The 21728-nt window shown below is 71.5% G+C and carries 19 protein-coding genes and 1 riboswitch; of the genes, 10 read left to right on the top strand and 9 right to left on the bottom strand.

The annotated features are described in order from the left end of the window. Positions 1–218: 218 nt before the first annotated feature. Positions 219–962, top strand: a complete 744-nt coding sequence (locus tag BLV96_RS44400; RefSeq protein WP_086677907.1) for an SDR family oxidoreductase — start codon at positions 219–221, stop codon at positions 960–962. A 48-nt stretch (positions 963–1010) separates the two neighbouring features. Here BLV96_RS44400 and BLV96_RS44395 read toward each other — a convergent pair whose 3' ends face one another. The 5 genes from BLV96_RS44395 to BLV96_RS44375 all read right to left on the bottom strand — a co-directional run bounded on the left by BLV96_RS44395 (position 1011) and on the right by BLV96_RS44375 (position 6637). Then, a complete protein-coding gene (locus BLV96_RS44395) occupies positions 1011–1673 on the bottom strand; it encodes a cutinase family protein (protein ID WP_086677908.1) in 663 nt (220 codons plus the stop codon). Then, the gene (locus BLV96_RS44390) at positions 1670–2746 is read right to left on the bottom strand and encodes an alpha/beta hydrolase (RefSeq protein WP_208608496.1); all 1077 of its coding nucleotides are present in this window, start codon (positions 2744–2746) and stop codon (positions 1670–1672) included. Before BLV96_RS44390 ends, BLV96_RS44395 begins: the two co-directional genes overlap by 4 nt. Before the next feature lie 10 nt (positions 2747–2756). After that, the gene (locus tag BLV96_RS44385; protein ID WP_086677910.1) at positions 2757–5183 is read right to left on the bottom strand and encodes a penicillin acylase family protein; all 2427 of its coding nucleotides are present in this window, start codon (positions 5181–5183) and stop codon (positions 2757–2759) included. A 115-nt stretch (positions 5184–5298) separates the two neighbouring features. After that, on the bottom strand, positions 5299–5766 hold the full coding sequence (locus BLV96_RS44380) for a MerR family transcriptional regulator (protein WP_086677911.1): 468 nt from the start codon (positions 5764–5766) through the stop codon (positions 5299–5301). Positions 5767–5776: 10 nt separating this feature from the next. Beyond that, complete coding sequence (locus tag BLV96_RS44375) at positions 5777–6637, bottom strand: SDR family NAD(P)-dependent oxidoreductase (protein ID WP_086677912.1); 861 nt, start codon at positions 6635–6637, stop codon at positions 5777–5779. Positions 6638–6732: 95 nt separating this feature from the next. Beyond that, positions 6733–6968, top strand: a riboswitch (cobalamin riboswitch). Positions 6969–7083: 115 nt separating this feature from the next. Here BLV96_RS44375 and metE point away from each other — a divergent pair. From metE to BLV96_RS44360, 3 genes are all read left to right on the top strand, one after another. Beyond that, the gene (gene metE, locus BLV96_RS44370) at positions 7084–9372 is read left to right on the top strand and encodes a 5-methyltetrahydropteroyltriglutamate--homocysteine S-methyltransferase (RefSeq protein ID WP_086677913.1); all 2289 of its coding nucleotides are present in this window, start codon (positions 7084–7086) and stop codon (positions 9370–9372) included. After that, positions 9369–10298 (top strand): methylenetetrahydrofolate reductase, encoded by a 930-nt coding sequence (locus BLV96_RS44365; RefSeq protein WP_086677914.1) that lies wholly within the window; start codon positions 9369–9371, stop codon positions 10296–10298. Before metE ends, BLV96_RS44365 begins: the two co-directional genes overlap by 4 nt. Before the next feature lie 339 nt (positions 10299–10637). Next, entirely contained in the window at positions 10638–10991 is a 354-nt protein-coding gene (locus BLV96_RS44360; protein ID WP_086677915.1) for an STAS domain-containing protein, read from the top strand. 17 nt (positions 10992–11008) lie between these two features. Here the strand turns inward: BLV96_RS44360 and BLV96_RS44355 are convergent, their stop codons facing one another. Beyond that, positions 11009–12400 carry an OmpA family protein gene (locus tag BLV96_RS44355; RefSeq protein WP_143051125.1) on the bottom strand — a complete coding sequence of 464 codons (1392 nt, stop codon included), beginning with the start codon at positions 12398–12400 and terminating at the stop codon, positions 11009–11011. Positions 12401–12972: 572 nt separating this feature from the next. On the opposite strand from BLV96_RS44355, the gene BLV96_RS50150 reads away from it, so the two are divergent. Continuing rightward, the gene (locus BLV96_RS50150; protein WP_158104163.1) at positions 12973–13134 is read left to right on the top strand and encodes a hypothetical protein; all 162 of its coding nucleotides are present in this window, start codon (positions 12973–12975) and stop codon (positions 13132–13134) included. Positions 13135–13275: 141 nt separating this feature from the next. Here the strand turns inward: BLV96_RS50150 and BLV96_RS44350 are convergent, their stop codons facing one another. Continuing rightward, positions 13276–15126, bottom strand: a complete 1851-nt coding sequence (locus BLV96_RS44350; protein ID WP_086677917.1) for a patatin-like phospholipase family protein — start codon at positions 15124–15126, stop codon at positions 13276–13278. Between the two features lie 162 nt (positions 15127–15288). On the opposite strand from BLV96_RS44350, the gene BLV96_RS44345 reads away from it, so the two are divergent. After that, positions 15289–15609: a DUF6204 family protein gene (locus BLV96_RS44345; RefSeq protein WP_086677946.1), complete on the top strand. Its 321-nt coding sequence runs from the start codon at positions 15289–15291 to the stop codon at positions 15607–15609. Positions 15610–15640: 31 nt separating this feature from the next. Here BLV96_RS44345 and BLV96_RS44340 read toward each other — a convergent pair whose 3' ends face one another. Together BLV96_RS44340 and BLV96_RS44335 are read right to left on the bottom strand one after the other, a co-directional pair. Continuing rightward, the gene (locus BLV96_RS44340) at positions 15641–15796 is read right to left on the bottom strand and encodes a DUF6131 family protein (protein ID WP_086677918.1); all 156 of its coding nucleotides are present in this window, start codon (positions 15794–15796) and stop codon (positions 15641–15643) included. Positions 15797–15931: 135 nt separating this feature from the next. After that, positions 15932–17014, bottom strand: a complete 1083-nt coding sequence (locus tag BLV96_RS44335; protein WP_086677919.1) for an RICIN domain-containing protein — start codon at positions 17012–17014, stop codon at positions 15932–15934. A 224-nt stretch (positions 17015–17238) separates the two neighbouring features. On the opposite strand from BLV96_RS44335, the gene BLV96_RS44330 reads away from it, so the two are divergent. From BLV96_RS44330 to BLV96_RS44315, 4 genes are all read left to right on the top strand, one after another. Further along, positions 17239–17499, top strand: a complete 261-nt coding sequence (locus BLV96_RS44330) for a hypothetical protein (RefSeq protein WP_244180940.1) — start codon at positions 17239–17241, stop codon at positions 17497–17499. Positions 17500–17749: 250 nt separating this feature from the next. Further along, complete coding sequence (locus BLV96_RS44325; protein WP_086677920.1) at positions 17750–19108, top strand: RICIN domain-containing protein; 1359 nt, start codon at positions 17750–17752, stop codon at positions 19106–19108. Positions 19109–19160: 52 nt separating this feature from the next. Next, positions 19161–20174 carry a LacI family DNA-binding transcriptional regulator gene (locus BLV96_RS44320; RefSeq protein ID WP_086677921.1) on the top strand — a complete coding sequence of 338 codons (1014 nt, stop codon included), beginning with the start codon at positions 19161–19163 and terminating at the stop codon, positions 20172–20174. 68 nt (positions 20175–20242) lie between these two features. Further along, positions 20243–21700, top strand: coding sequence for an arabinofuranosidase catalytic domain-containing protein (locus BLV96_RS44315; RefSeq protein WP_279627575.1), 1458 nt, complete (start codon positions 20243–20245; stop codon positions 21698–21700). The last annotated feature ends 28 nt before the right edge of the window (positions 21701–21728 follow it).

Raw genomic sequence — 21728 nt, 5'->3', positions numbered from 1 at the left:
CCGCGCCTCGCCGGACATCGTTCTCGATCGACGACCCGGCGACGTTCCTGCTCGCGCCGGGCGGGCCGGTCGGCGCCGCATCGTCGCCGAGGTCTGCTGACGCCGGGGGTCTCGCGGCTGATCTCCGGCGGGCTGTCACAGATCCGCGGGCTGTCCGGTCCTGGTTCGTGACGGCCACCGAAAGCGGTGGCCGGGCACCTCGGACGAAGGGACACATCGTGAAGGTCGTTGTGATCGGTGGGACGGGCCTGATCGGCTCGAAGGTCGTCGCCCGGCTCGGGGAACACGGTCACGAGGCCGTCGCCGCCGCGCCGAACACGGGCGTGAACACCCTCACCGGAGAGGGCCTCGCCGAGGCGCTCGACGGCGCCGACGTCGTGGTCGACGTCTCCAACTCGCCGTCGTTCGCCGACGACGCGGCCATGGAGTTCTTCCGGACCGCCACCACTAACCTGCTGGAACACTCGGCGAAGGCGGGCGTCGGCCACCACGTCGCGCTGTCGGTGGTCGGCACGGACCGGTTGCAGGACTCGGGCTACTTCCGGGCGAAGGCCGCTCAGGAGGCGATGATCCGGGAGTCCGGCCGGCCGTACTCGATCGTGCACGCCACGCAGTTCTTCGAGTTCGTCAAGTCGATCGCCGACTTCAGCACGGTCGACGGGCAGGTCCGCCTGCCGTCTTCGCTGATCCAGCCGATGGCGGCCGACGACGTCGCCGCCGGCGTGGGCCGCACGGCCGTGGGGCAGCCCGTCGGCGGGATCCGGGAGATCGCCGGCCCGGAGCAGTTCGGGCTCGACGCGCTGATCCGCAAGGGACTGGCAGCCGAGGGCGACCCGCGCGAGGTCGTCACCGACGAGCAGGCGCCGTACTTCGGGGTCCGGATCGACGAGCGCACGCTCGTGCCCGGGCCGGGCGCCCAGCTCGGGGAGATCACGTTCGACAAGTGGCTCGCGCGGCAGTGATCACCGACGGCCCACCGCCGGAACTCCGGCGGTGGGCCGTCCGGCCGCTTACCGGTCGGGGAAGTACTGGCCGTTGAACCACTGCCCGACACCGTCGTCGGAGTAGACGTCCACGTTGAAGTCGTAGTTGTCGGTGTGCTTGTGCTGGAAGTACCCGAGCCAGCCCGAGGCCGCGCCTTCGTCGCAGATGATGTCGTCCGTGCACAGCGACACCGTGGGGACGTTGCCGAAGAAGCTGTCGACGCCCACCAGCGGGTAGCCGACGATCGGGCCGAAGACGACCGACGGTGCCTGCCCCGCGAGCCCGGGCCCGCCGAGGCCGTGGGGATCGCGCTTGGGGTCGGCGATGAGGACGGCGTTGACGTTGTCGAAGCTCGGCCAGTTCTCGGTGACCCAGATGTGCACCACCGCCGCGCCTTCGGAGAAGCCGATCGCCTTGGCGTGCTGGCCCGGGCAGGCCGCGCGCTGGTCGCGGATCAGGTGGTTCAGCTCGTCGACGCCCTGTCGCGCGCTCTGGCTGTTGACCTCGGCGGAGTAGCCGACGCGCTGGCTGATGTTGCCGGAGAAGATCATCGAGTCGCGGTCGGTGTACCCGCCGACCACGATCGTGTAGGTGCCGTCGCAGGACGCGGCGGACGCCGATGCCGGAGCCGCGAAGGTGAAGCCCGCGGCGAGGGTCAGGCCGGCCAGGACGGCCGCTGTCTTCTTCATGACGAACTCCCGTTCAGCAGTCGTTCCAGGCGCGGGATCAGGTCGCGCAGATCCTGCTCCCAACAGCCGCCGTTGTGGCCGCCGTCGCAGTGCGATCCCCACGCGGCACCGTCGCCGTAGTCGACGTAGTAGTAGGGCATGTCCAGCGCGTCCATCGCGGCCTTGGTGCGCTTGGCCGCGCCTTCGATCCAGAATTCCGGCTCGGCGGGGTCACCGCCGCCGCTGCCGACGTACAGCGAAACCCCCACGCCGGCGAGCTTGTCCATGTGCGCGGTCGGATCGACCTCGTTCCACTTCCGGTCGGCGTCGAACACCGGATAGGGCGAGCCGAAGAGAGCATCACTGCTGACGCCCGGCCGGTACGGGTCGACGGCGGGATCCCCGCAGCCGCCCGAAGCCGAGCCGCAGAGCGCGCCCTGGACGTCGATGAGCGACGCCACCACGGCCAGCCGCAGGTCCATCGACGCCGCCGACATGTCGGTGTCACCCGACAGCGACGCGGTCTGGGCGAACAGCTCGGGGTGGTCCTGGGCGTAGTGCAACGCCCCGAACCCGCCCATGGAAACCCCCGCGACGGCCCGCCCCTGCTTCGTGGCGACGGTCCGCAGGTTCGCGTCGATGAACGGGATCACCTGGCCGAGGTGGAAGTTCTCCCAGTTCTGCGCGCCGAGCACGGTGTTCTGGTCGAGCCAGTTGGCGTACCAGCCGCGCGCGCCGCCGTCCGGGATGACCGTGATCATCGAGGTGGACGTCGTCAGCGCCGGGTACGTCTGCTGGACGGGGTCGTCCGGCGAACCGTGCAGGAAGTACAGCACCGGGTAGCGCTTCGCCGGTTCATCGTAGTAGCCGCCCGGCAGGATGATCTTGATGTGGTGCGGTCCGGTGACTTCGGGTGTGGTCACGGTGATGACGAAGTTCGTGGACGTGCCGGTCGCGGTGCCGGTCTGCGTCAGCCCGAAGCCGTCCCGCAACGTCGGTGGCGTGGTTTCGGTGGCCTGCGCGGTGGTCGCCGTCGCCGCCATCGTCACGACGGCGGCGAGGACCACCGCGAGCCGTTTCGTCTTTCTCCTCAAGGTTCCCCCTTCAGTTCAGGACTTTGACTTCCAGCACCGGAGACGCCGCGATCTGCTCCTCGGTGAAGCGTTCGGGCACCCACTGGCCGGCCGAAAAAACCTTGGTCTGGTCCGTGTAATGCGGTGAGGTCGGGTCGGCCGACTGGGAGTAGGCCAGCACCGAGGACGTCTGCGGCGGCCCGTCGGCGGTGAACTTCACCTCCTGGATGAAACTCGATCCGAACAGGACATCCAGCTTCCCTTCGGCGTTCTGGCCGGGCTCGATCACGTTCAGCACGCCCAGTTTGGACATGGAGCCGTGGATCGGGATCCGCTCGCCGCCGCGGGTGATCTTCTGGATGTCCGACAGGGGAGCGTTCAGCGGGATGCCCGCGCCCCGCAGGGCGAGCACCGCGCGGCCGAACGCGTCGCGGACCGCGGAGCTCCCGCCGTCCAGCGAATTGGGCGTGTGCACGGGATCCTTGGCGTCGAACGGAATCCGCCACGGGACGGTGTCGACCGGCGCGCTGGTCAGGTACGCCCAGAAGTTCGCGAACAGCCAGGACCCGCGGCTGTCCAGGGTGTAGCTGTGGTCCTTCCAGGCGGCCAGGATCGGGCACGCCTCGCTCACGTCGACGACCGTGGCGTCCACGACGATCAGTCCGAAAGGGACGCTCCGGCACATCGAAACGACGGTGTCGAGGGCGAGGTCGGCCGCCCGGCTGCGGTCGCCGAACAGCAGCTGCCGCATGGTGTCCGGGGTGAACCCCCGGCCGGGCAGGCCGTCGGTGCCGTTGATCCGGTTCTGTGCGGTGAGGATCAGCTGCTGGGTCCGCAACGACCGCGGCGAGGCCGAGTCGCCCAGCACCCTCGGGTAGGTCAGCGGCTGCTCGGGGTTGGCCAGCCAGGCGCTGTCGTTGGCGTTGCCCGCGAAGTCCGAGCGGATCAGGCGGGGCTGGCTGTGCGGGTCGAGCAGGCCGGAGGCGGCCGCGGCGGGGTCGTCGGGCCAGTCGCATTCGCTGCGTTTGCCGTCGAAGATGGAGATCGGCGGCACGTTCGCCAGCTTCACCTGGTTGAACAGGATCTGTCCGGTGGCGGTCAGGCAGGACTGCGCGTGCGCGTCGGTGATGTTCGGCGCGGCCTGGATGTCGGCGTAGAGGGCGTTGCCGGCGCGGTCGGCGGCGACGGTGTTGAAGAACGGCACCCCCTGCGTGGTTTCCAGGGTGTGCACCACGTCGTGGACGTCCTTGGCCTGGTCGAGGTGGAACCAGGTGTTCAGCGCCCGCAGGTTGTCCATGTTGGCGTCGCGGACGGCGTGCGCGCTGACCGCCCACGGCAGCGGGACGCCCTGCATCGACGTGGTGATCGGGCCGTAGCGGGTGGCCCACAGCGTCCTGGTCACCTTGCCGATCGAGCCGTCGGGGTTGCGCACGTCGACGGCGACCTGCTGCGAGGTCATGTCCTGCCACACGCCGTCGACCAGGTACTTGGTCGGGTGCAGCGGATCCACCTGCACGTCGAAGAGCCCGAACGGCGACACCGTGGCCACCGTGTGGCTCCAGGCGACGTCGTCGGTGTGCCCGATGTTCACCGCCGGGAAGCCGAGCAGGCTCGCCCCGGAGACGTCGAGCTTGCCGGGGATGGTCAGCTGGCTCTGCCACATCCGGTTCTTGCCCTGCCACGGGAAGTGCGGGTTGGCGAGCAGCATGCCGGTGCCCCCGGAGACGCCTTGCGAGCCGACGGCGAGGGCGTTGCTGCCCATGCTCTGCTGCCGCGCGGCGGCGACGCGCTCGGCGATCTGCCGCGCGGTGTCCTCGGCCGGCGGCGCCTGGGCCGCGGCGGTTCCCGGCGGCTGGGCGGTGACCTCGCCGTCCAGCAGCGGATCGGCCGCCCCCATGATGATTTCGGCGTGCGCGTGCCGGTAGACGTCGAGTTCGGTGATCGGCCGCACCCAGGCGGCACCGCGGCAGGCCGGGTCGGTGATGCCGCCGGTGCCGGTCTCGGCGAGGTACCGGTTGTACCCCTGGACGTAGCCGCGGATGGCGTCCCGGACTTCCGGTTCCGGCCCGTTCGGCGCGGGCTGCTCGAGCAGCCGTTCCACGACGCGGTTGTCGTTGATGCGCTGGAAGTACAGGTCGCTGTTGAGGTTCGTGGTGGTGTTCTGGTTCTGGCCCGGGCTCGCCTTGCCGTCGGGCCCGAGGTACCGGGACCGCTGGGCGTCGACCATCAGGTACGTGTCGGCGAGGGTGCAGATGTTGTCCTTCGCCGCGGCGTAACCGTAGCCGGTGCCCAGTCCCTCCCAGTCCGAAGCGATGATGTGCGGGATGCCGTATTCGGTGTAGCGGATGGTCGGCCGGTCCGCCGACACCGGCGCCGCGGCTGCCATCGTCGTGGTCATCGCCACCACGGCGATGACCACGACCGGCAGCGTCGCGCGCCGTTTCCCCCTGCGCCCCATGGGGCCGTCCCCTCTGTAGTCCGGCTTTCGCGAACGTCGAGAGGTTAGGGGGAAGCGATGAAATCCCGATGAAACCGGTGGTAGCGCGCCGGGATCACCGCCAAGCCTCAACGCCTCATGACTCGGGTCCGGTCGTGCCTCCGTAGGTGGCGATCTTGTACTCGGTCGCCGCGAGGGACAGCGTCAGCTCGCGGATCCGGCGCCGGATCGTGTCGCGGTGCTCGACGAGCAGGTCGAGCCGCTCGGGCACCGTGTCTTCGCCGGCGTCGACGAGCGTGATGTAGTGCTGCAGGTCGCGCATCGGCATCCCCGACAGCCGCATCCGGGTCAGGAAGACCAAGCGGCGGACCGCTTCGGCGTCGTACACGCGGTATCCGCTGCTGTCCCGGCCGACTTCGACCAGCCCGGCCCGTTCGTAGTAGCGCAGCGTGTGCGGCGAGACGTCGAGCACGTCGGCGACCTCGGCGATGGTCATCGGCCCGTCCGCCGGGGTCGCGTCGGTGAGCCGGTGGATGGCCTCGACCGGCGGCTCGTCGTCGCCGAGCATCGCCAGCGCCCGGGTCATCAGTTCGTCCGTGGCCATACCGTCCAGCCTAGATCGGCCGCGACGACGGCGCGGCGTCGGTGAAGTCGGCGCTGCGGGCGGTCTCGGCCCACCGCTCGACGCCTTCGAGGTCGCGCCGGTACGCGCGGGTGAGCCGCTCGACGGCCTCGCTGCCCAGCGGCAGCCGCAGGGGCACGTCGTCGCCGTGGACGAGGGAGACGATGATGTCCGCGGCGCGCGCCGGGTCGCCTTCCTGGGTGCCGTCGGCGCCGGCCATGTCGGCGCGGACGGCGGAGAGCACGTCGCGGTAGCTCTCGGACGGCTCCGCGAACTCCAGCACGTCGGCGCCGTTGAACCCGGTGCGGAACCGGCTCGGTTCCACGAGCATCACCCGGATCCCGAACCGCGCGACCTCGCCGGCGAGGGACTCGGACCAGCCTTCGAGAGCGAACTTCGACGCCGAATACGCGGCGACCCCCGGGAAGGACTGCCGGCCGCCCTGGCTGCTCATCTGCACGATCGTCCCGGAGCCGCGTTCGCGCATCCCGGGCAGCGCCGCGCGGACGAGGGCGGCCGGGCCGAACAGGTGCAGGTCCATCAGCTCGCGCAGCTGCGCGTCGCCGACCTCTTCGACGGCGCCGACCACGGCGCGGCCCGCGTTGTTGACCAGGACGTCGAGCCGGCCGAAGTGGTCGACGGTGTCGCTCACCAGGCCCGCGGCCGCGGTGGTGTCGCGGACGTCGAACTTCACGACCAGGCAGCGGTCCGGGTACTCGGCCTCCAGGTCGAACAGGCTTTCGGGACGGCGCACCGCGGCGACGACGTTGTCGCCCGCCGCGAGTGCCGATTCCGCCAGTGCGCGCCCGAAGCCGCGGGACGCGCCGGTGATGATCCAGGTCTGTGTCGTCATGCCGGCGAAGCTATGGCTTCGAGCGCGCTCGAACGCAAGCCCGCCGGTGTCCACGGCGTGGAACCCGGCGCTAGGGGAATCCGCGCGGAGGTCGCTATGGTGGCGGGGCAGCTGGTTCGGTCTCCGCGCGCACGTGGCGGTGACCGAGGCAAGAGGGAACCCGGTGGAAATCCGGGACTGCCCCGCAGCGGTGAGTGGGAACGACCGCCGTCAGTCCCTTCGAGGGACAAGCACTGAGCCACCCGGCTTGGGAAGCGACGGCCAGTAGGAACCCGGCGCACGCGCCGGAACGCCCGCGAGTCCGAAGACCTGCCGGCTGCGCACCCCACGACCGTGGGGTGCCGGCTGCGACCTCGCGGGCGGGTCACGCCGGATCACGACCGTCAGCGGTCGCGGTTCGCCGTGCGCTCCCGCAGGTCCACGCGGACTCGCGAAGGAGAGCCCCCGTGACCAGTACCACCCCGACCAGCCGTGCCACCGTGTACGGCTATCCCCGCCAAGGCGCCGACCGGGAGCTCAAGAAGGCCATCGAGGCCTATTGGAAGGGCCGGATCGACGCCGACGCGCTGCTCGCCGCGGCCCGTGAGCTGCGGCTGCGGAACCTGGCGGAGCTGCGCGACGCCGGCGTCGACGACATCCCGAGCAACCACTTTTCCCTCTACGACCACGTTTTGGACACCGCCGTCCTGCTGGGGGCGGTTCCCGAGCGGCACCGCGGGGCCGCGACCAAGCTGGACCGCTACTTCGCCATGGCCCGCGGCACCGCGGACGCGCCGCCGCTGGAGATGACGAAGTGGTTCGACACCAACTACCACTACCTCGTGCCCGAGCTCGGCCCGGACACCCGCTTCAGCCTGGACGCGAGCAAGCCCCTGGAGGAGTTCGCCGAGGCCCGCGAGCAGGGCGTGACCACCCGGCCGGTGCTCGTCGGCCCGGTGACCTTCCTGCTGCTGGCCAAGGACCCGACCGCGACCGCCGGGTTCCGGCCGCTGGACCTGCTCGACCGGATCGTCCCGCTGTACGTGGACCTGCTGTGGCAGCTGCACGAAGCCGGCGCCGACTGGGTCCAGCTCGACGAGCCCGCGCTCGTCACCGACCAGCCGGCCGACGTCCTGGCCGAGGTGGCCGGCACCTACGCGACGCTGGCCGCGGCGACCGCGCGGCCGAAGATCCTGGTCGCGTCCTACTTCGACCGCCTCGGCGACGCCCTGCCCGTGCTGGCGAAGTCCCCGGTCGAAGGCCTGGCGCTCGATTTCACGAACAACGCCGCCGCCAACCTCGGCGACCTCGCGCGCGTCGGCGGGATCCTGGACAAGCGCCTGGTCGCGGGCGTCGTCAACGGCCGCAACATCTGGGCCGCCGACCTCACCGCCGCGCTGAGCACCCTCGGCACGCTGCTCGGGCTTGCCGACTCGGTGGACGTCGCGGCGTCCTGCTCGCTGCTGCACGTGCCGTACGACGTCACCCTCGAGACCGGCCTCGACCCGGAGATCGCCGGCTGGCTGTCGTTCGCCCGGCAGAAGCTCGCCGAGATCGTCACGCTGCGCCGCGGCCTGACCGAGGACCGCTCCGCGATCGAAGACACCCTGCGGGTCAACGCCGAGCGCCTGGCGTCGCGTGCGGCGTCGCCGATCGTGAAGGTGCCCGCTGTCCGGGAGCGCGTCGCCGCGGTCACCGACGCCGACCTGCGGCGCGTCAGCCCGTACGGCAAGCGCCGGCAGGCCCAGCAGGCACGCCTGCACCTGCCGGAACTGCCGACCACGACGATCGGGTCGTTCCCGCAGACCGCCGAGCTGCGCAAGGCCCGCGCGGCGCTGCGGGCGGGAAACCTCGACCAGTCCGCCTACACCGAGGCGATGCGCGCCGAGGTCCGCGCGGTCATCGCCGAGCAGGAGCGGATCGGGCTGGACGTGCTGGTGCACGGCGAGCCGGAGCGCAACGACATGGTCCAGTACTTCGGTGAGCGGCTCACCGGGTTCCTGGCCACCGAGCACGGCTGGGTCCAGTCCTACGGCACGCGTTATGTGCGGCCGCCGCTGATTGCCGGCGACGTCGCGCGGCCCGAGCCGATGACCGTCGAGTGGGCCACCTACGCGCAGAGCCTGACCGGCAAGCCGGTGAAGGGCATGCTGACCGGGCCGGTCACCATGCTCGCGTGGTCGTTCGTCCGCGACGACCAGCCCGAGGGCGACACCGCCCGCCAGGTCGCGCTCGCCCTGCGCGACGAGGTCGTCGACCTCGAAGCCGCGGGCATCCCGGTGATCCAGGTCGACGAGCCCGCGCTGCGCGAGACGTTGCCGCTGCGCACCGCCGACCGCGCGGCGTACCTGGACTGGGCCGTGGCGTCGTTCCGGCTGTCGACGGCCGGCGTCCGCGACGACACCCAGATCCACACGCACATGTGCTACGCCGAGTTCGGGGACGTCCTGCAGGCGATCGTCGACATGGACGCCGACGTGATCAGCCTGGAGGCGGCCCGGTCGAACATGGCGATCGTCGCCGACCTGGCCCGGGCCGGGTACCCGAACGAGGCCGGGCCGGGCGTCTGGGACATCCACTCGCCGCGCGTGCCGTCGGTCGAGGAGATCGCCGGGCACCTGCGCACCGCGGCCGCCGCGTTCCCGGCGGAGCGGCTGTGGGTCAACCCGGACTGCGGGCTCAAGACCCGCGGCTACCCGGAGGTCCGGGCGACCTTGGCCAACCTGGTCGAGGCGACGCTGAGGGCACGGGCGTGACGAGCGTTTCGCCGCGGCGGGCAGGCACCTCGCCCGCCGCGGCACCCGCGCCGCGCACCGTCCGGGATCGCCTGGCCGCCGGCACACCGGTGCTGTCGCTGGAGTTCATGCCGCCGCGCCCGGCCGACGACGCGGGCCGGATCTGGCAGAACGTCCGCAAGCTGGAGTCCCTGCACCCGGGGTTCGTGTCCGTCACCTACGGCGCCGGCGGCTCGACGCGGGACAACACCATCGCGGTCGCGGCGCGGATCGCCCGGGAAACGACGATGCTGCCGGTCGTCCACCTCACCGCGGTCGACCACTCGGTCCGCGAGCTGCGGTCGTTCGTCGGCGCGCTGGCCGACGCCGGGGTCGTCGACGTGCTGGCGCTGCGCGGCGATCCGCCCGGCGACGTCACGGGGGAGTGGGTCCGCCACCCGGAGGGTCTCGAATACGCGAGCGAGCTGGTGACGTTGCTGCGCGAGCACGGCGACTTCTGCGTGGGGGTGGCCGCGTTTCCGTTCGGGCACCCGCGTTCGGGCTCGGTGGCGGAGGACACCGCGCACTTCGTGGCGAAGTGCCGGGCGGGCGCGGACTACGCGATCACGCAGATGGTCTTCGACGCCGACGACTACCTCCGGCTGCGCGACCGCGTCACGGCGGCGGGCTGCGAGACGCCGATCATCCCCGCGGTGATGCCGGTGACGACGATGAAGACCATCGCCCGTTCCGAGCAGCTGTCCGGGGCACCGTTCCCGCCGCGCCTGGCGGAGCGGTTCGCCGCGGTCGCCGACGACCCGGCGGCCGTGCGGGCGCTGGGCATCGAGCAGGCGACCCTGCTGGCGCGGCGGCTGCTGGCCGAAGGGGTGCCGGGCCTGCACTTCATCACGTTCAACTTCGCCCGGGCCACCACGGAGGTCGTCGCGCAACTCCCGGTGTTCCCCTAGCGCCCCCGGATCCGTGGGTCAGCGGTCGATGGTCCAGTTGGCCTTCACCTGGCTGAGGAAGGACCTCCGGCTGCCCGCGCCCAGCGCGGCGGCACGATCCGGGTAGCAGTCCAGCACCGCCGCGAACCCGGTCGCGTTCTTCGATCAGAACGCGGACGACGGCGCGCTACGCGCGCACACCGTGAGCGGGTGAATCGTCGAGATCGTCCGGCAGCGCGACAGCTTCTTCGCTACGGTGGTCGAGCTTTCCCGCCGGGAACTACCTCGACCAGGCGTTCCACCGGCCCGAGCGGGGACGTCCGGCCCTTGTGGACGGTACGTTCGGCCCAGGAGGGCGACATGCGGGTCTCACTTGATCGTGGATTGCTCCGGATCAGCACTCGTGCACGCGAAGGTGTTCTCCACGTCGTCGTGCACGGAGAGGTCGACAGCGTGACCGTGGAGCTGCTCCAGCACGCGGTGGCCGCGGCGCTGCGGCGTGGACCTCGGTCGCTGGTGGTCGATCTCGACGACGTGGGGTTCTTCAGCTCGGCGGGGATCGCCCACCTCCTGGCGGTGCGGGAACGCTGTGCGGAGCAGGAGATCGACTTCCGCCTTCGCGCTCCGCACCAGGTCCGCCGGGCGCTGGAGCTCGTGGGTGTCGACGCGGTGTTCACGTTGGTCGGACCCGATGCGGACGTGTCGAGCACCTGATTCCGCCGATCTGGTGGCTAGGCGAGTTCCGGCCGGCAGAAGTCGTTCATGCGCCGGGCCGTGAAGCGGCAGGTCCGTCCCGACATCGCCTGCTCGACGTCGAGGTCGGCGGGCGCGCCGTCCTGTGGCGCCTGTGCCGAGGCGGCCGTGCTCGTGGGGTTCAGCGCTCCGGTCGCGTCGACGGCGTGGTCGTCCGCGAGGGACCAGACCACCGACTTCACCGGGAGGAACCGGTCGCCCGAGTACGCCCCGATGACGGCGACGAACTCCATCTCCCAGTGCGACGAGACCAGCGTCCCCCGCCGGGGATCGGCCACCTTGATCGGCATCACGAAACCCGGCGAGTCGGCCATGCGCACCGTGCCCGCGCCGGGGCCGTTCACCTGACCGGGGCCGCTGAAGCGTCCCCGCGACTCGGCGACGTCCTTGCACGGCAGGTCGGGCTGCATGCAGCGGCCGAAGTCGAGCAGGAACGACCCGGCCCCCGACCGGTAGCCGCCGATCCGGCTGTCGGCGCGCAGGAACTGGAGGATGCCGACCGCCAGGTCCGGCGGGCCGGTCGCCACCACGTCCGCGGTGAAGACGAACGGGCGCCAGCGGAGCACGAGCAGGTTGGGGTTCGAGGTGTCGCGGCTGAAGCCGACGGGCACCGCCGCCGACAGGTTCGACGCCGTCACCGACACCCCCGCCAGTGCCGCGACCCGCTTGGCCGGGCGGAAGAGGAAGACCTCCACGCGCCGGTTCCGCGCCATGTTCTCCGAGCTGGTCTCGTCGGCGAACGGGTGCCGGCTCCCGACCCCGCTCGTCACCACCCGGCCCGCCGCGATGCCACCCGACACCAGCGACGCCCGGACCCGGTCCGCCCGTGCGCCGGACAGGGGTGTCGCGACCGCGGCACCGCCGGTGGAACTGGCGCCGCCGACGACCGCGACCCGGAGCGCCTTGTCGGCCCGCAGCATGTCCGGCCACCGGCCCGGGCCCAGGACCTTGTCCGTGAGGTACGTCGTGTGCTGCGCCCGCGGTTCCGGCCGGCCGACCCGGTAGTTCCACAGCAGGAACTCGTTCGACTCGGTCGAGCCCTCACCGAAGCCGCCGCCGGTGGTGTCCCCGACCTCTTCGATCCGGCCGCCGGTCGCCTCGAACGCCTTCTCGTCGACCTTCCGCTGGACCGGAGCGTCCGTCCGGCTCCGCTGGACGCTCTCCGGCTCGGCCGTTTCCGCACAGGGACACCCCTCGTGCCGCTCGGACCCACACCGCTGCACCGCGACCGCGGGGGCCAGGAGGGCGGCCACCGCACGGTTGCCCGCCGCGCGTTGCAGCGCGAGCAGCCCCGGCAGGCCGTCCCGCCGCACCGGCGGAACGGGACGCCTGCCCTGCTCCGCCCGCGGCGTCGTGAGCGACGACCTCATGGCAAGAGTGTGCGTGCCCAGGTGCTCGACGACAAGGCTCACGGCGAACTGTGCCCGTACGGGCAGTAGCCGGAAAAGGCCTTGTCAGGCGTCCAAGTGGGCTCCCGTTTCCAACACGTCCACCTCACGCGCAGCGCGATCTCGAAAGCTGTCGTGGCTCCGGCGGCGACCAGCGTCCCCATCGCGTCCAGGCGTTCTCGGTGGGGGCCAGGAGTTCGTCGACGCGAGCGTGGACGCTGCCGGTGACCGGTCCAGGACAAAGACGCGACAGTGCCGGCCGAGGTCTCTCGTTGGGGCGATGCCGCCGAACGAGGGAATTGAGCGACACGCCTCGGTCGGGGTGATAACATTCCGATAACGGCTGCGAGGTGGACATCTCTTCTGCTCGACCGGCTTCACCGATCATCGGAATCCGTTCTTTTTGTCAGGGATCCTTCAACCGGGCTTGTCTCGCACTGCCGTCCACCAGGCGCCCCGCGGGCACAAGCGCGTGGGGACAAGGGGTTGTCGCGCGACGACCCCTCGATCGGGCTGCCGGTGCGAGCCGGCTCGCTGGGAAGGAGGAAACGGGTTTGGGCGACGATGGAACCGAAGCTCCGGACGACGACGAAGGAAGACCCGGGAAAAGGAAAAGCCCGATCCGGATTGGCCTGGCCTGCCGGATCGAGCTGTTCCTGCTGTTGCTCACCGCCGTGGAGAAGGTTTCCGGCCTGCTGGTCCACTGGGTGAGCTGAACGCACGGTCCGCTTCTCCGCGTTCGGGAGGAGCGGACCGCTACAGCGCGGGATGACCGAGCCGGTCCTCCCGACCACCCCGACGATACCCTCGGATCTTCGCTGAACGGAAGCAGAACCGGCCGACGTCGCCGGCTCTGCTCACGCCGAGCCGCCGAGTCCCGGACCCGGACTTCCGCTGCCGCCTGGTGAGCCGGGGCGCTCGATCCACGCCTTCGGTACCAGTTGCAGTACCGGCGCCGGTTCCGGCGCGCCCTCGGTGAACGCGTCGGCCGGAGGCTCCGCCCAGTCGGTGGCCAACGTGAGCAACTCGCCGGTCCGCTGGTCCACGGCGATCCGTCGAGCGGGCTCGAAATCGTGGGAGGGCGGCGTTTCCGTGGCGCCGGGTCCGGCCAGATCCCCGTACGGCGTGGTGGCGGGCGGTGTCGCCGTGTAGCCGGTGCGGAAGCCCGTCAGCCACCCGGAAAGCCCGGCCGTCGCGGTGCGGAAGCGAAGCCAGCGTTGCCTTTCCCAGCCCAACGCCGGGGTTGTCCCGGGGAGTTCGCCGGCGAAGCGCTCGACGAGCTGCTCCGCCGCGGCTTTCCCGCGTTCGGCGAGCCCGGTGATCTGCGACTGGTCCATCTCGAGGTTGAGACCGCCTTCGTCGTCCTCGACGTACACGGTCACGATGCGGTCGTCGTAGCCGGGCATGGCGGCTTGGGACTCGTCCACCCACGACCTCGCCGTGCTCAGCATCGCGCCGGCGAACCCCACGAGACTGCCCAGGCCGGTGCTCGGCCAGGTGGTCCACCGCGGCGGCCGCCCGGAATCGTCGAGGGCCGGCAGGAAGGTGTTCTCCCGTTCGACGTCGGACTTTTCCCGGCCGGGCGGGAACGGCGCGAGGTCGATGGCGAACGTCGGCCGGCTCGGCAGGGGACTGTCGAAGAAGTGCACCGGCAGGTTGCTGCAGATGCCGCCGTCGGAGAACCAGTGCACCCGGTGACCCCCGGGTGCCGCGGCGTCGAGCGTGTGGAGCGGGATCGCCGAGAGCAGGAACGGGAAGCTCAAACTCATCCTCGTCGCGACTAGGACGGGCAGGTGCTCGGGCGCGGGCAGGGGTCGCAGTGAATCAGGCGCTTCGGCCGCGTTCGCCGGCGGGTGGTCGACCATCCACTCGACGACGTCGGCCGGGAACAGGTCGCGGAACTCCTTCTCGTCGAAGAAGTACTGCCGGTCGCTCCAGGGCATCGCGAGCGGTTGTCCCCGGGTGAGGTTGGTGGTCATCACCCGCAGTGCGCAGCCGTGGGTTTCGAGGTCGCCGAACGTCAAGGGCGTCCCGGCCGTTCCCCGGCCCGCGAGGTCCTGCACGGTCTTGTGCAACCAGGGGGTGAGTGCCTCGGCCTGGCCGCTCGATCCCGGGCCGGGCATGCCGGAGCACAGCCCGAAATTGTTCGCGGGCACGGCGCGGCCCACACGCTGTGCGATGCCGACTGCCGCGCCGAGTGTCGCGCCCACCAGCAGGAGCAGGACGGCCGCGACGATGGCGGTAACTCGCGCGATCCCGGTTCCGAACAGGGCGAGGATCAGCAGCACGATTCCCGGCAGCGCACCCAGCGCCACGGCGATCGGGAACGACCGGACCACGGCCAGGGCGATGGCGATCACCTGGATGGCCTTGCGCTTGCCCAATCCGGCGGTGGCCACCCGGAAGAGCCCCCGGGTCCGGCCGGCCGGCTGGAAGAGGCGGAACAGCACGGAGCCGCCGATCGCGGCCGGCTCGCTGATCTCGTCCGGCAGGTTCGCGAGCTTCTCGAACCCATCGGCGGTCCGGCCGTACTCGGCCGCGGCCGCCGCCGCGGCGGCGATCGCACCGGCGGAGGCGCCGCCGACCGACCGCAACCGGTAGGTGCGGGCGAGCTCGCAGACGGCACGCGGGTAGATCACGCCGCTGGTGATCCCGCCCTTCATGATGACGTCGCAGTCCAGCCGGGGCTCGGCGGGGTATCCGGTCATTTCTCACCTGACCTGGTCCGAAGGGGTTCCGGCGTGCGCCGGATGTCCACGACGGCATAGTCGCCGGGACCGCCGGTCTTGTTTCGGACCGGTCGCCGGCCGCGCGAGGTCCGCCGCGAAAACGGGTTCGCTTCCCGGGCCGGCGTCGCTACCCTGACGCGCATGCCGACCTACCGCGTCCTCGTCCGGGGCAAGTTCGACCGGCCGGCGGGGGCCGTCCGCGAGAAGCTCCTCGCCGAGGCGAGCGATGATCTCGCCGGCTTGTCCTTCTCGGACGAGGGAACGCTGACCTACAGCCGGCACCTGGGCGGGTTCGGCTTCCGCGTCCGGATCGACGTCGCCGCGGGCGAAGGCGCCGAGCAGCGGGCGCACGACGACGCCGAACTGTGGGCGATGGACCTGCTGGAGCGCGAAGGGTATCCGTACCGCGACCTGACGGTCACCTCGACGTGCCTGGACGACGTCCGGACCGCGCGCCGCTGAACGGGTTTCGCGCGCGGTCCGGAACCCCGGCTCAGTACCAGTGCGCGCGGCCGCCGATCTTGCGGCCGGTTCCGCCGAGGATCGCGAGGACGACGCCCGCGACGGCGAGCACGGTGCCGATCGTGTACAGCACCGGGATGCCGATGAGGAAGCCGAGGACGATCAGGATGACGCCGAGGACGATCACGGTGGGGGAGCTCCTTTTCCGGGGGAACCGCCACCCCGGAACGGGTGGCGGCTCGGTTCGAGCGCGGAGATACCCGGACGCCCCGCCGGTCAAACACGCGTTCTCACCCGGACGGCTCGCCTTGCCGTCACTCGGCTAGCGCAACGTCCACTGCTGGTTCGCCTGCCCGCCGCAGGCCCACAGGACCAGCTGGGTGCCGTTGGCGGTGCCCTGGCCGTACGCGTCCAGGCAGAGCCCCGACTGGACTCCCGTGATCGTGCCGTTCGCCGTGATCGTCCACTGCTGGTTGGCCTGGCCGTGGCAGTCCCAGACGATCACCGGGGTGCCGTTGGCCGTTCCGTGGCCGGACGCGTCGAGGCACTTGGTCCCGCCGACGGTCAGCTCCTGGCCCGTCCGGGTCCACGCCTGGCCGGCCTGCCCGCCACAGTCCTGCAGCCGCACCTGGGTGCCGTCGGCGGCGCTCGCGGCGTCCACGCACCGGCCCGACTGCGTGCCGACGATCTGCTGGGCCGTGGACGTTCCCGCGGAGCCGATGCTCCCGGGCACCGACCGCAGCGCGCCGAACCAGGTGGCGGCCATCTTGTCGTAGCCGGTGGCTGTGGGGTGGACGCCGTCGATCAGGTCGCCGGTGGTCAGCGCGGCGTGCATGTCCACCAGGTGCACGTGCTTTCCCGCGTTCCGGTTGCTCTGCACGATCCCGGGAACGGCGGAGTTGAACGTGCGGGCCGCCGACTCCTGCCCGGGGTCGGCGAGCGGGATGATCGTCGCGACGAAGACCTCGGCGTCCGGCGCGGTCGCGGTGATGTGGTCGATCAGCCCGGACAGCCGGGCCGGCGCGCTGCCGGTGTCGTGGTTCTGCAGGATGTCGTTCGTGCCGATGTGCAGCAGGACCGTGTGCGAGCCGGTGTTCCGCAGCCAGCCGACGACGTTCGCGTCGATCTGGTCGATGCGCCAGCCGGGGTGGCCTTCGTGGTCGTGGTCGCCGAGGGCGGCCGGGCCGTTGTACTGCGAGCCGGTGAAGTCGACCCGGTAGCCGCCCGCGCTCAGGCGTTGCCACAGCCCGATCCGGTACCCGCCCGGGACTTGGGTGCCGTCGGTGATGGAGTCGCCGAGCGGCATCACCTTGACCCCGCCGTTGGATTCGGCGGCGGCCGGCGTGCCCGGCAGCAGGGCGCTCAGGAACAGGGCCGTCGCGGCCGCGATGAGCCGGATTCTCATGGTTCTCCTCGATCGGTCGGCCGGAGGTCCGCTGACGGATGTTCGTGACTCACGCCCGGCCATCGTCCCCGCCCCGGCCGGCGATGGGCACGGAAGCCGGGACGCCCGCCTTCGCACCTGCGGCAACGCGTGTAAGTTTCACGCCGGCCGCGCTGCTGTTGACTCGGTAACCGGGGCGCGAGGTATGGTCACTGGCCGGCGTCCATTGAGTCATACTCATCGGGGTGACCAGTGACGGGGAAACCGCACCACCGGTTCCGTACCGGCCCGGCCGCGGTGACGACGACTTCCACCTCGGGATCGCCACCGCGTCGCACAACCAGTTCCTCGTGGCGGCCGTGGGCGAAGCCCGCCGCCTGCAACGCCAGTCGAACATCATCGGGATGAACGGCGCGGTCGGCGGCCACGCGGCGGGCTCGGTCCACCTCGACAACACCCTGGAGGACTACCGCCGCGAGATCCAGCGCCGCCTCTTCGGCCGGTGAGTTCATTCCTTTGTGGACTCACCGGGGGTCTTGTCGTGGGCGGAATCCGTTGTGAGCGGGTAATTTTCACCGTGGATTGACCTTTGCCGTCAGTGGCTCTTATCTTGGCTCAGGGCCCTTCGGCCGGTAACCAGACAGCTTCGCAGTGCGCACCCCGCACCCGAGGACTTGGTCAGCGGTCGAATGTTAGCGCGAACACTGGGCCCCCCGGTGAACCGTGCCGGGCTCGACCGGTGGAAGGAGCCACACGATGAGGTTCAGACGTCTGCTCGCGTCCGCCGCGATCGGGGCGCTGCTGACGACGCCCGGGATCGGCACCGCGCACGCCGCCGCTCCCGAAGCGCCCCGGCCGTCGGTGGGCACCGCGGGCTGCGGCCAGGCCCCCGGGCTGGCGAGCGGCAGCCACACGATCTCCAGCGGCGGCCAGAACCGCGGCTATCTCCTGCGAGTGCCGGCGAACTACGACAGCTCCCACCCGTACCGGCTGTTCGTCGGACTGCACTGGCGCGGCGGCACGGCCGCCGACGTCGACTCGGGCGGGACCGACGGCTACAACTGGTCCTACTACGGGCTCCGGCGGCTCGCGGACAGCGCGGGCAACACCACGATCTTCGTGGCGCCCCAAGGCAACGGCAACGGCTGGGCCAACCCCGGCGGCCAGGACGTCACCTTCGTCGACGACCTTCTGCGGCAGCTCGAGACGGCGTTGTGCGTCGACACCTCGCAGGTGTTCGCCGGCGGGTTCAGCTACGGCGGCGCGATGAGTTACGCGCTCGCGTGCGCCCGGCCGGCGGTCTTCCGCGCGGTCGCCGTCTACTCCGGGGCCAACCTCAGCGGCTGCAGCGGCGGGACCCAGGCGGTCGCGTACATCGGGATGCACGGCATCGGGGACACCGTCCTGCCCATCGCGTCCGGGCGTTCGCTGCGCGACCAGTTCGTCCGGAACAACGGGTGCACCCCGCAGAACCCGCCGGAGCCCGCGAGCGGCAGCCGGACCCACGTCGTCACCGCCTACTCCGGCTGCCGGGCCGGCTACCCGGTGGTCTGGGCCGCGTTCGACGGCGGCCACGACCCCGGGCCGCGCGACGGGTGCGCCTGCAGCGGCTGGCAGACCTGGACCTCGGGCGAGGTGTGGAAGTTCCTCACGCAGTTCGATTCGCCGACCCCGCCGTCCGGGACGCCGGTGCAGGTCGGCGTGAACTACACCCTGGTCGCCGAACACAGCGGGAAGCTCCTGGACATCAGCGGTGTCTCGACCGCCGCCGGGGCCGCGCTGCAGCAGTGGACGGCCACCGGCGGGCAGAACCAGCAGTTCGACTTCCTGGACTCCGGTGCCGGCTACTACCGCGTCCGGGCCCGGCACAGCGGCCTGGTGCTCCAGGTGGCCGGGTCCGCCGCCGGCGCGGTCGTCAGCCAGCAACCCGATTCGGGGGCTCCGGCGCAGCAGTGGCGGGTCACCGACCAGGGCGGCGGGGTGGTCAGCCTGGTCAACCGGCTGAGCGGCCTGGCGATGGACGTCTGGGAAGCCTCGGCCGCCGACGGCGCACGGGTGTCCCAGTGGACGTCCACCGGTGCCGCCAACCAGCGGTTCCGGGTCCAGCGCGCCTGAGCCGCGGCTTCGAGCGAGCCCGTGAAGACAACGACGTCTTGGGAGAGCTGACGTGTCCGTCGCCGAGTCACCCGAACTCCGTCCGACCCTGGCCGATGTGGCCCGGGCGGCCGGGGTGTCGACCGCCACCGCGTCCCGCGTGCTCAACGGCTTCGCCCGGGTGCGGCCGAAAACGCGCGAGCAGGTCGAGTCGGCGATGTCGGCGCTGGGCTACGCCCGCCAGCGGGCCGCGCGGGCGGCGACCGGGCCGACCGGCTCGGTGGCGCTGGTGGTGTGCGAGGAGGTGCCGCGGCTGTTCGGCGACCCGTACTTCGCCCGCGTCGCGGCCGGGGCCGGCAAGGCGCTGAACGAGGTCGGGCTGCAGCTGGTGCTGATCACCGTGCCGGCGACGGAGAACTACCAGACGCCGGTGGTGCGGTACCTCGACGGCGGGCACGTCGACGGCGCGCTCGTCATCGGGATGCACGGGCGCCGGCCGCTCGACCTGGGCTGGCTCGGCATTCCGGTGGTGTTCGGCGGCCGGCCGGTCTGCGGCCGCTTCTCCTACGTCGACGTGGACAACCGGGGTGGCGCGAGGCGGGCCACCCAGCGCTTCCTCGACGCGGGGCGGCGGACGGTGGCGACCATCGCCGGGCCGCAGGACATGACCGCCGGGGTGGACCGGCTGCTCGGCTACCGGCAGGCGGTGGCGGGTGCCGGGCACGGCGACCGCGGCCTGGTCGTCTTCGGGGACTTCGGGCAGGCGTCCGGTGAGCACGCCACCGCGCGTCTGCTCGACCGCCGGCCGAACGTCGACGCGATCTTCGCCGCGTCGGACATGATGGCGGTCGGCGCGTTGCGGGCCCTGCGCCGGGCGGGGCGGCGGGTGCCCGGGGACGTGGCCGTCATCGGGTTCGACGACCTGCCGATCGGCCGGCGCACGGAGCCGCCGCTGACGACGGTGCGCCAGCCGATCGAAGAGATGGGCGCGCGGATGACGGCCGAACTGCTGGCGATGCTCGGCGGTTCGGACGGGCCGCGCCGCGCGGTGCTCGACACCGAGCTCGTCACCCGCATTTCCGGGTGAATCCACCCTGATCCGTCAGCGCCGACAATCGCATCGCGGCGGGATCCGCGGTGCCCGAAGGAGGATTCGTGACCACTCGAGTCAACCCGGTGCGGGCCGTCCTGGTCCTGGCCGTGCTGGTGGCGGCCGCCCTGGCCGGCGCGCTGCCGGCGGCCGCGGCGACGACCCCGCTCACGAGCGCGGCGTCGGGCCGGTGCCTGACCGTGGCGGGCGGTGCCGACACACCGGGCACGGCGCTGGAGATCCGGGACTGCGCCGGCCAGGCGAGCCAGGCCTTCGAGTTCACCGGTGCCGGTGAACTGCGGGCGTTGGGCGGGACGCGGTGCGTCGACGCCTACGGCAACCGGACGGCGCCGGGGACGGCGGTGATCATCTGGTCCTGCACCGGCGGGGCGAACCAGCAGTGGCGGCAGAACGCCGACGGGACGGTCACCGGCGTCCAGTCGGGGCTGTGCCTCGACGTGACCGGCGCCGGGACGGCCAACGGCACCGCGGTCATCCTGTGGACGTGCCACGGCCAGGCCAACCAGCGGTGGACCACCGGGACCTCGCAGCCCACCGGCTCGGGCCCGTGCGACCTCTACGCGTCGGGTGGTACGCCGTGCGTCGCCGCGCACAGCACGGTCCGCGCGCTGTACCGGTCCTACGGCGGGAAGCTGTACCAGGTCCGCCGCGCGTCCGACAACGGAACCCGCGACGTCGGCGTCCTGACCGCGGGTGGTGCCGCCGACGCGGCTGCCCAGGATTCCTTCTGCGGCGGCACTTCCTGCGTCATCACGGTGGTCTACGACCAGTCCGGGCGCGGGAACGACCTGTGGTACCAGGGGTCGAGCGTGGTTCCCGGCTCCAGCCAGAGCAGTCCCGCGAAGGCGGCCACGGAGTCGCTCACGGTCGGCGGCAGCAAGGCCTATTCGCTGTACATCAACCCGGGCAACAGCTACTGGCGCGACGGTCACCTGACCGGCGTGCCCACCGGCAGCGCGCCCGAGGGCATGTACATGGTGACCAGCGGGACCCACGTCAACAGCGGCTGCTGCTTCGACTACGGCAACAGCGAGACGACCCGCAAGGCCGACGCGGCCGGGGCCATGGACGCGCTCAACTTCGGCAAGCAGTGCTGGTTCGGCGGCTGCTCCGGCACCGGCCCGTGGGTGCAGGCCGACCTCGAGTGGGGGCTCTACCCCGGTGGCAGCCAGACGTGGAACCCGAACCAGCGGGCGTTCGGCGGCAAGTTCGTCACGGCGGTGCTGAAGAACAACGGGACGTCCCGGTTCGCCATCAAGGGCAGCGACGCGCAGTCGGGCGGCCTGACGACGTTGTGGGACGGCGGCCTCCCGAGCGGGTACAGCCCGATGAAGAAGCAGGGCGCGATCGTGCTCGGCAGCGGCGGCGACTGCTGCAAGCCGGGCGGCGGCGCCAACCTGAGCGCGGGGACGTTCTACGAAGGCGCGATGGTCGCCGGTTATCCGTCCGACGCGACGGAGAACGCGGTGCAGGCGAACATCGTCGCCGCCGGTTACCGCTGACCCACACGACAGGCCCGGGCCGTCCTCG

This window comes from Amycolatopsis pretoriensis (assembly GCF_900107925.1).
Taxonomy (GTDB): domain Bacteria; phylum Actinomycetota; class Actinomycetes; order Mycobacteriales; family Pseudonocardiaceae; genus Amycolatopsis; species Amycolatopsis pretoriensis.
This window is presented reverse-complemented; position numbering and strand designations above follow the sequence as displayed.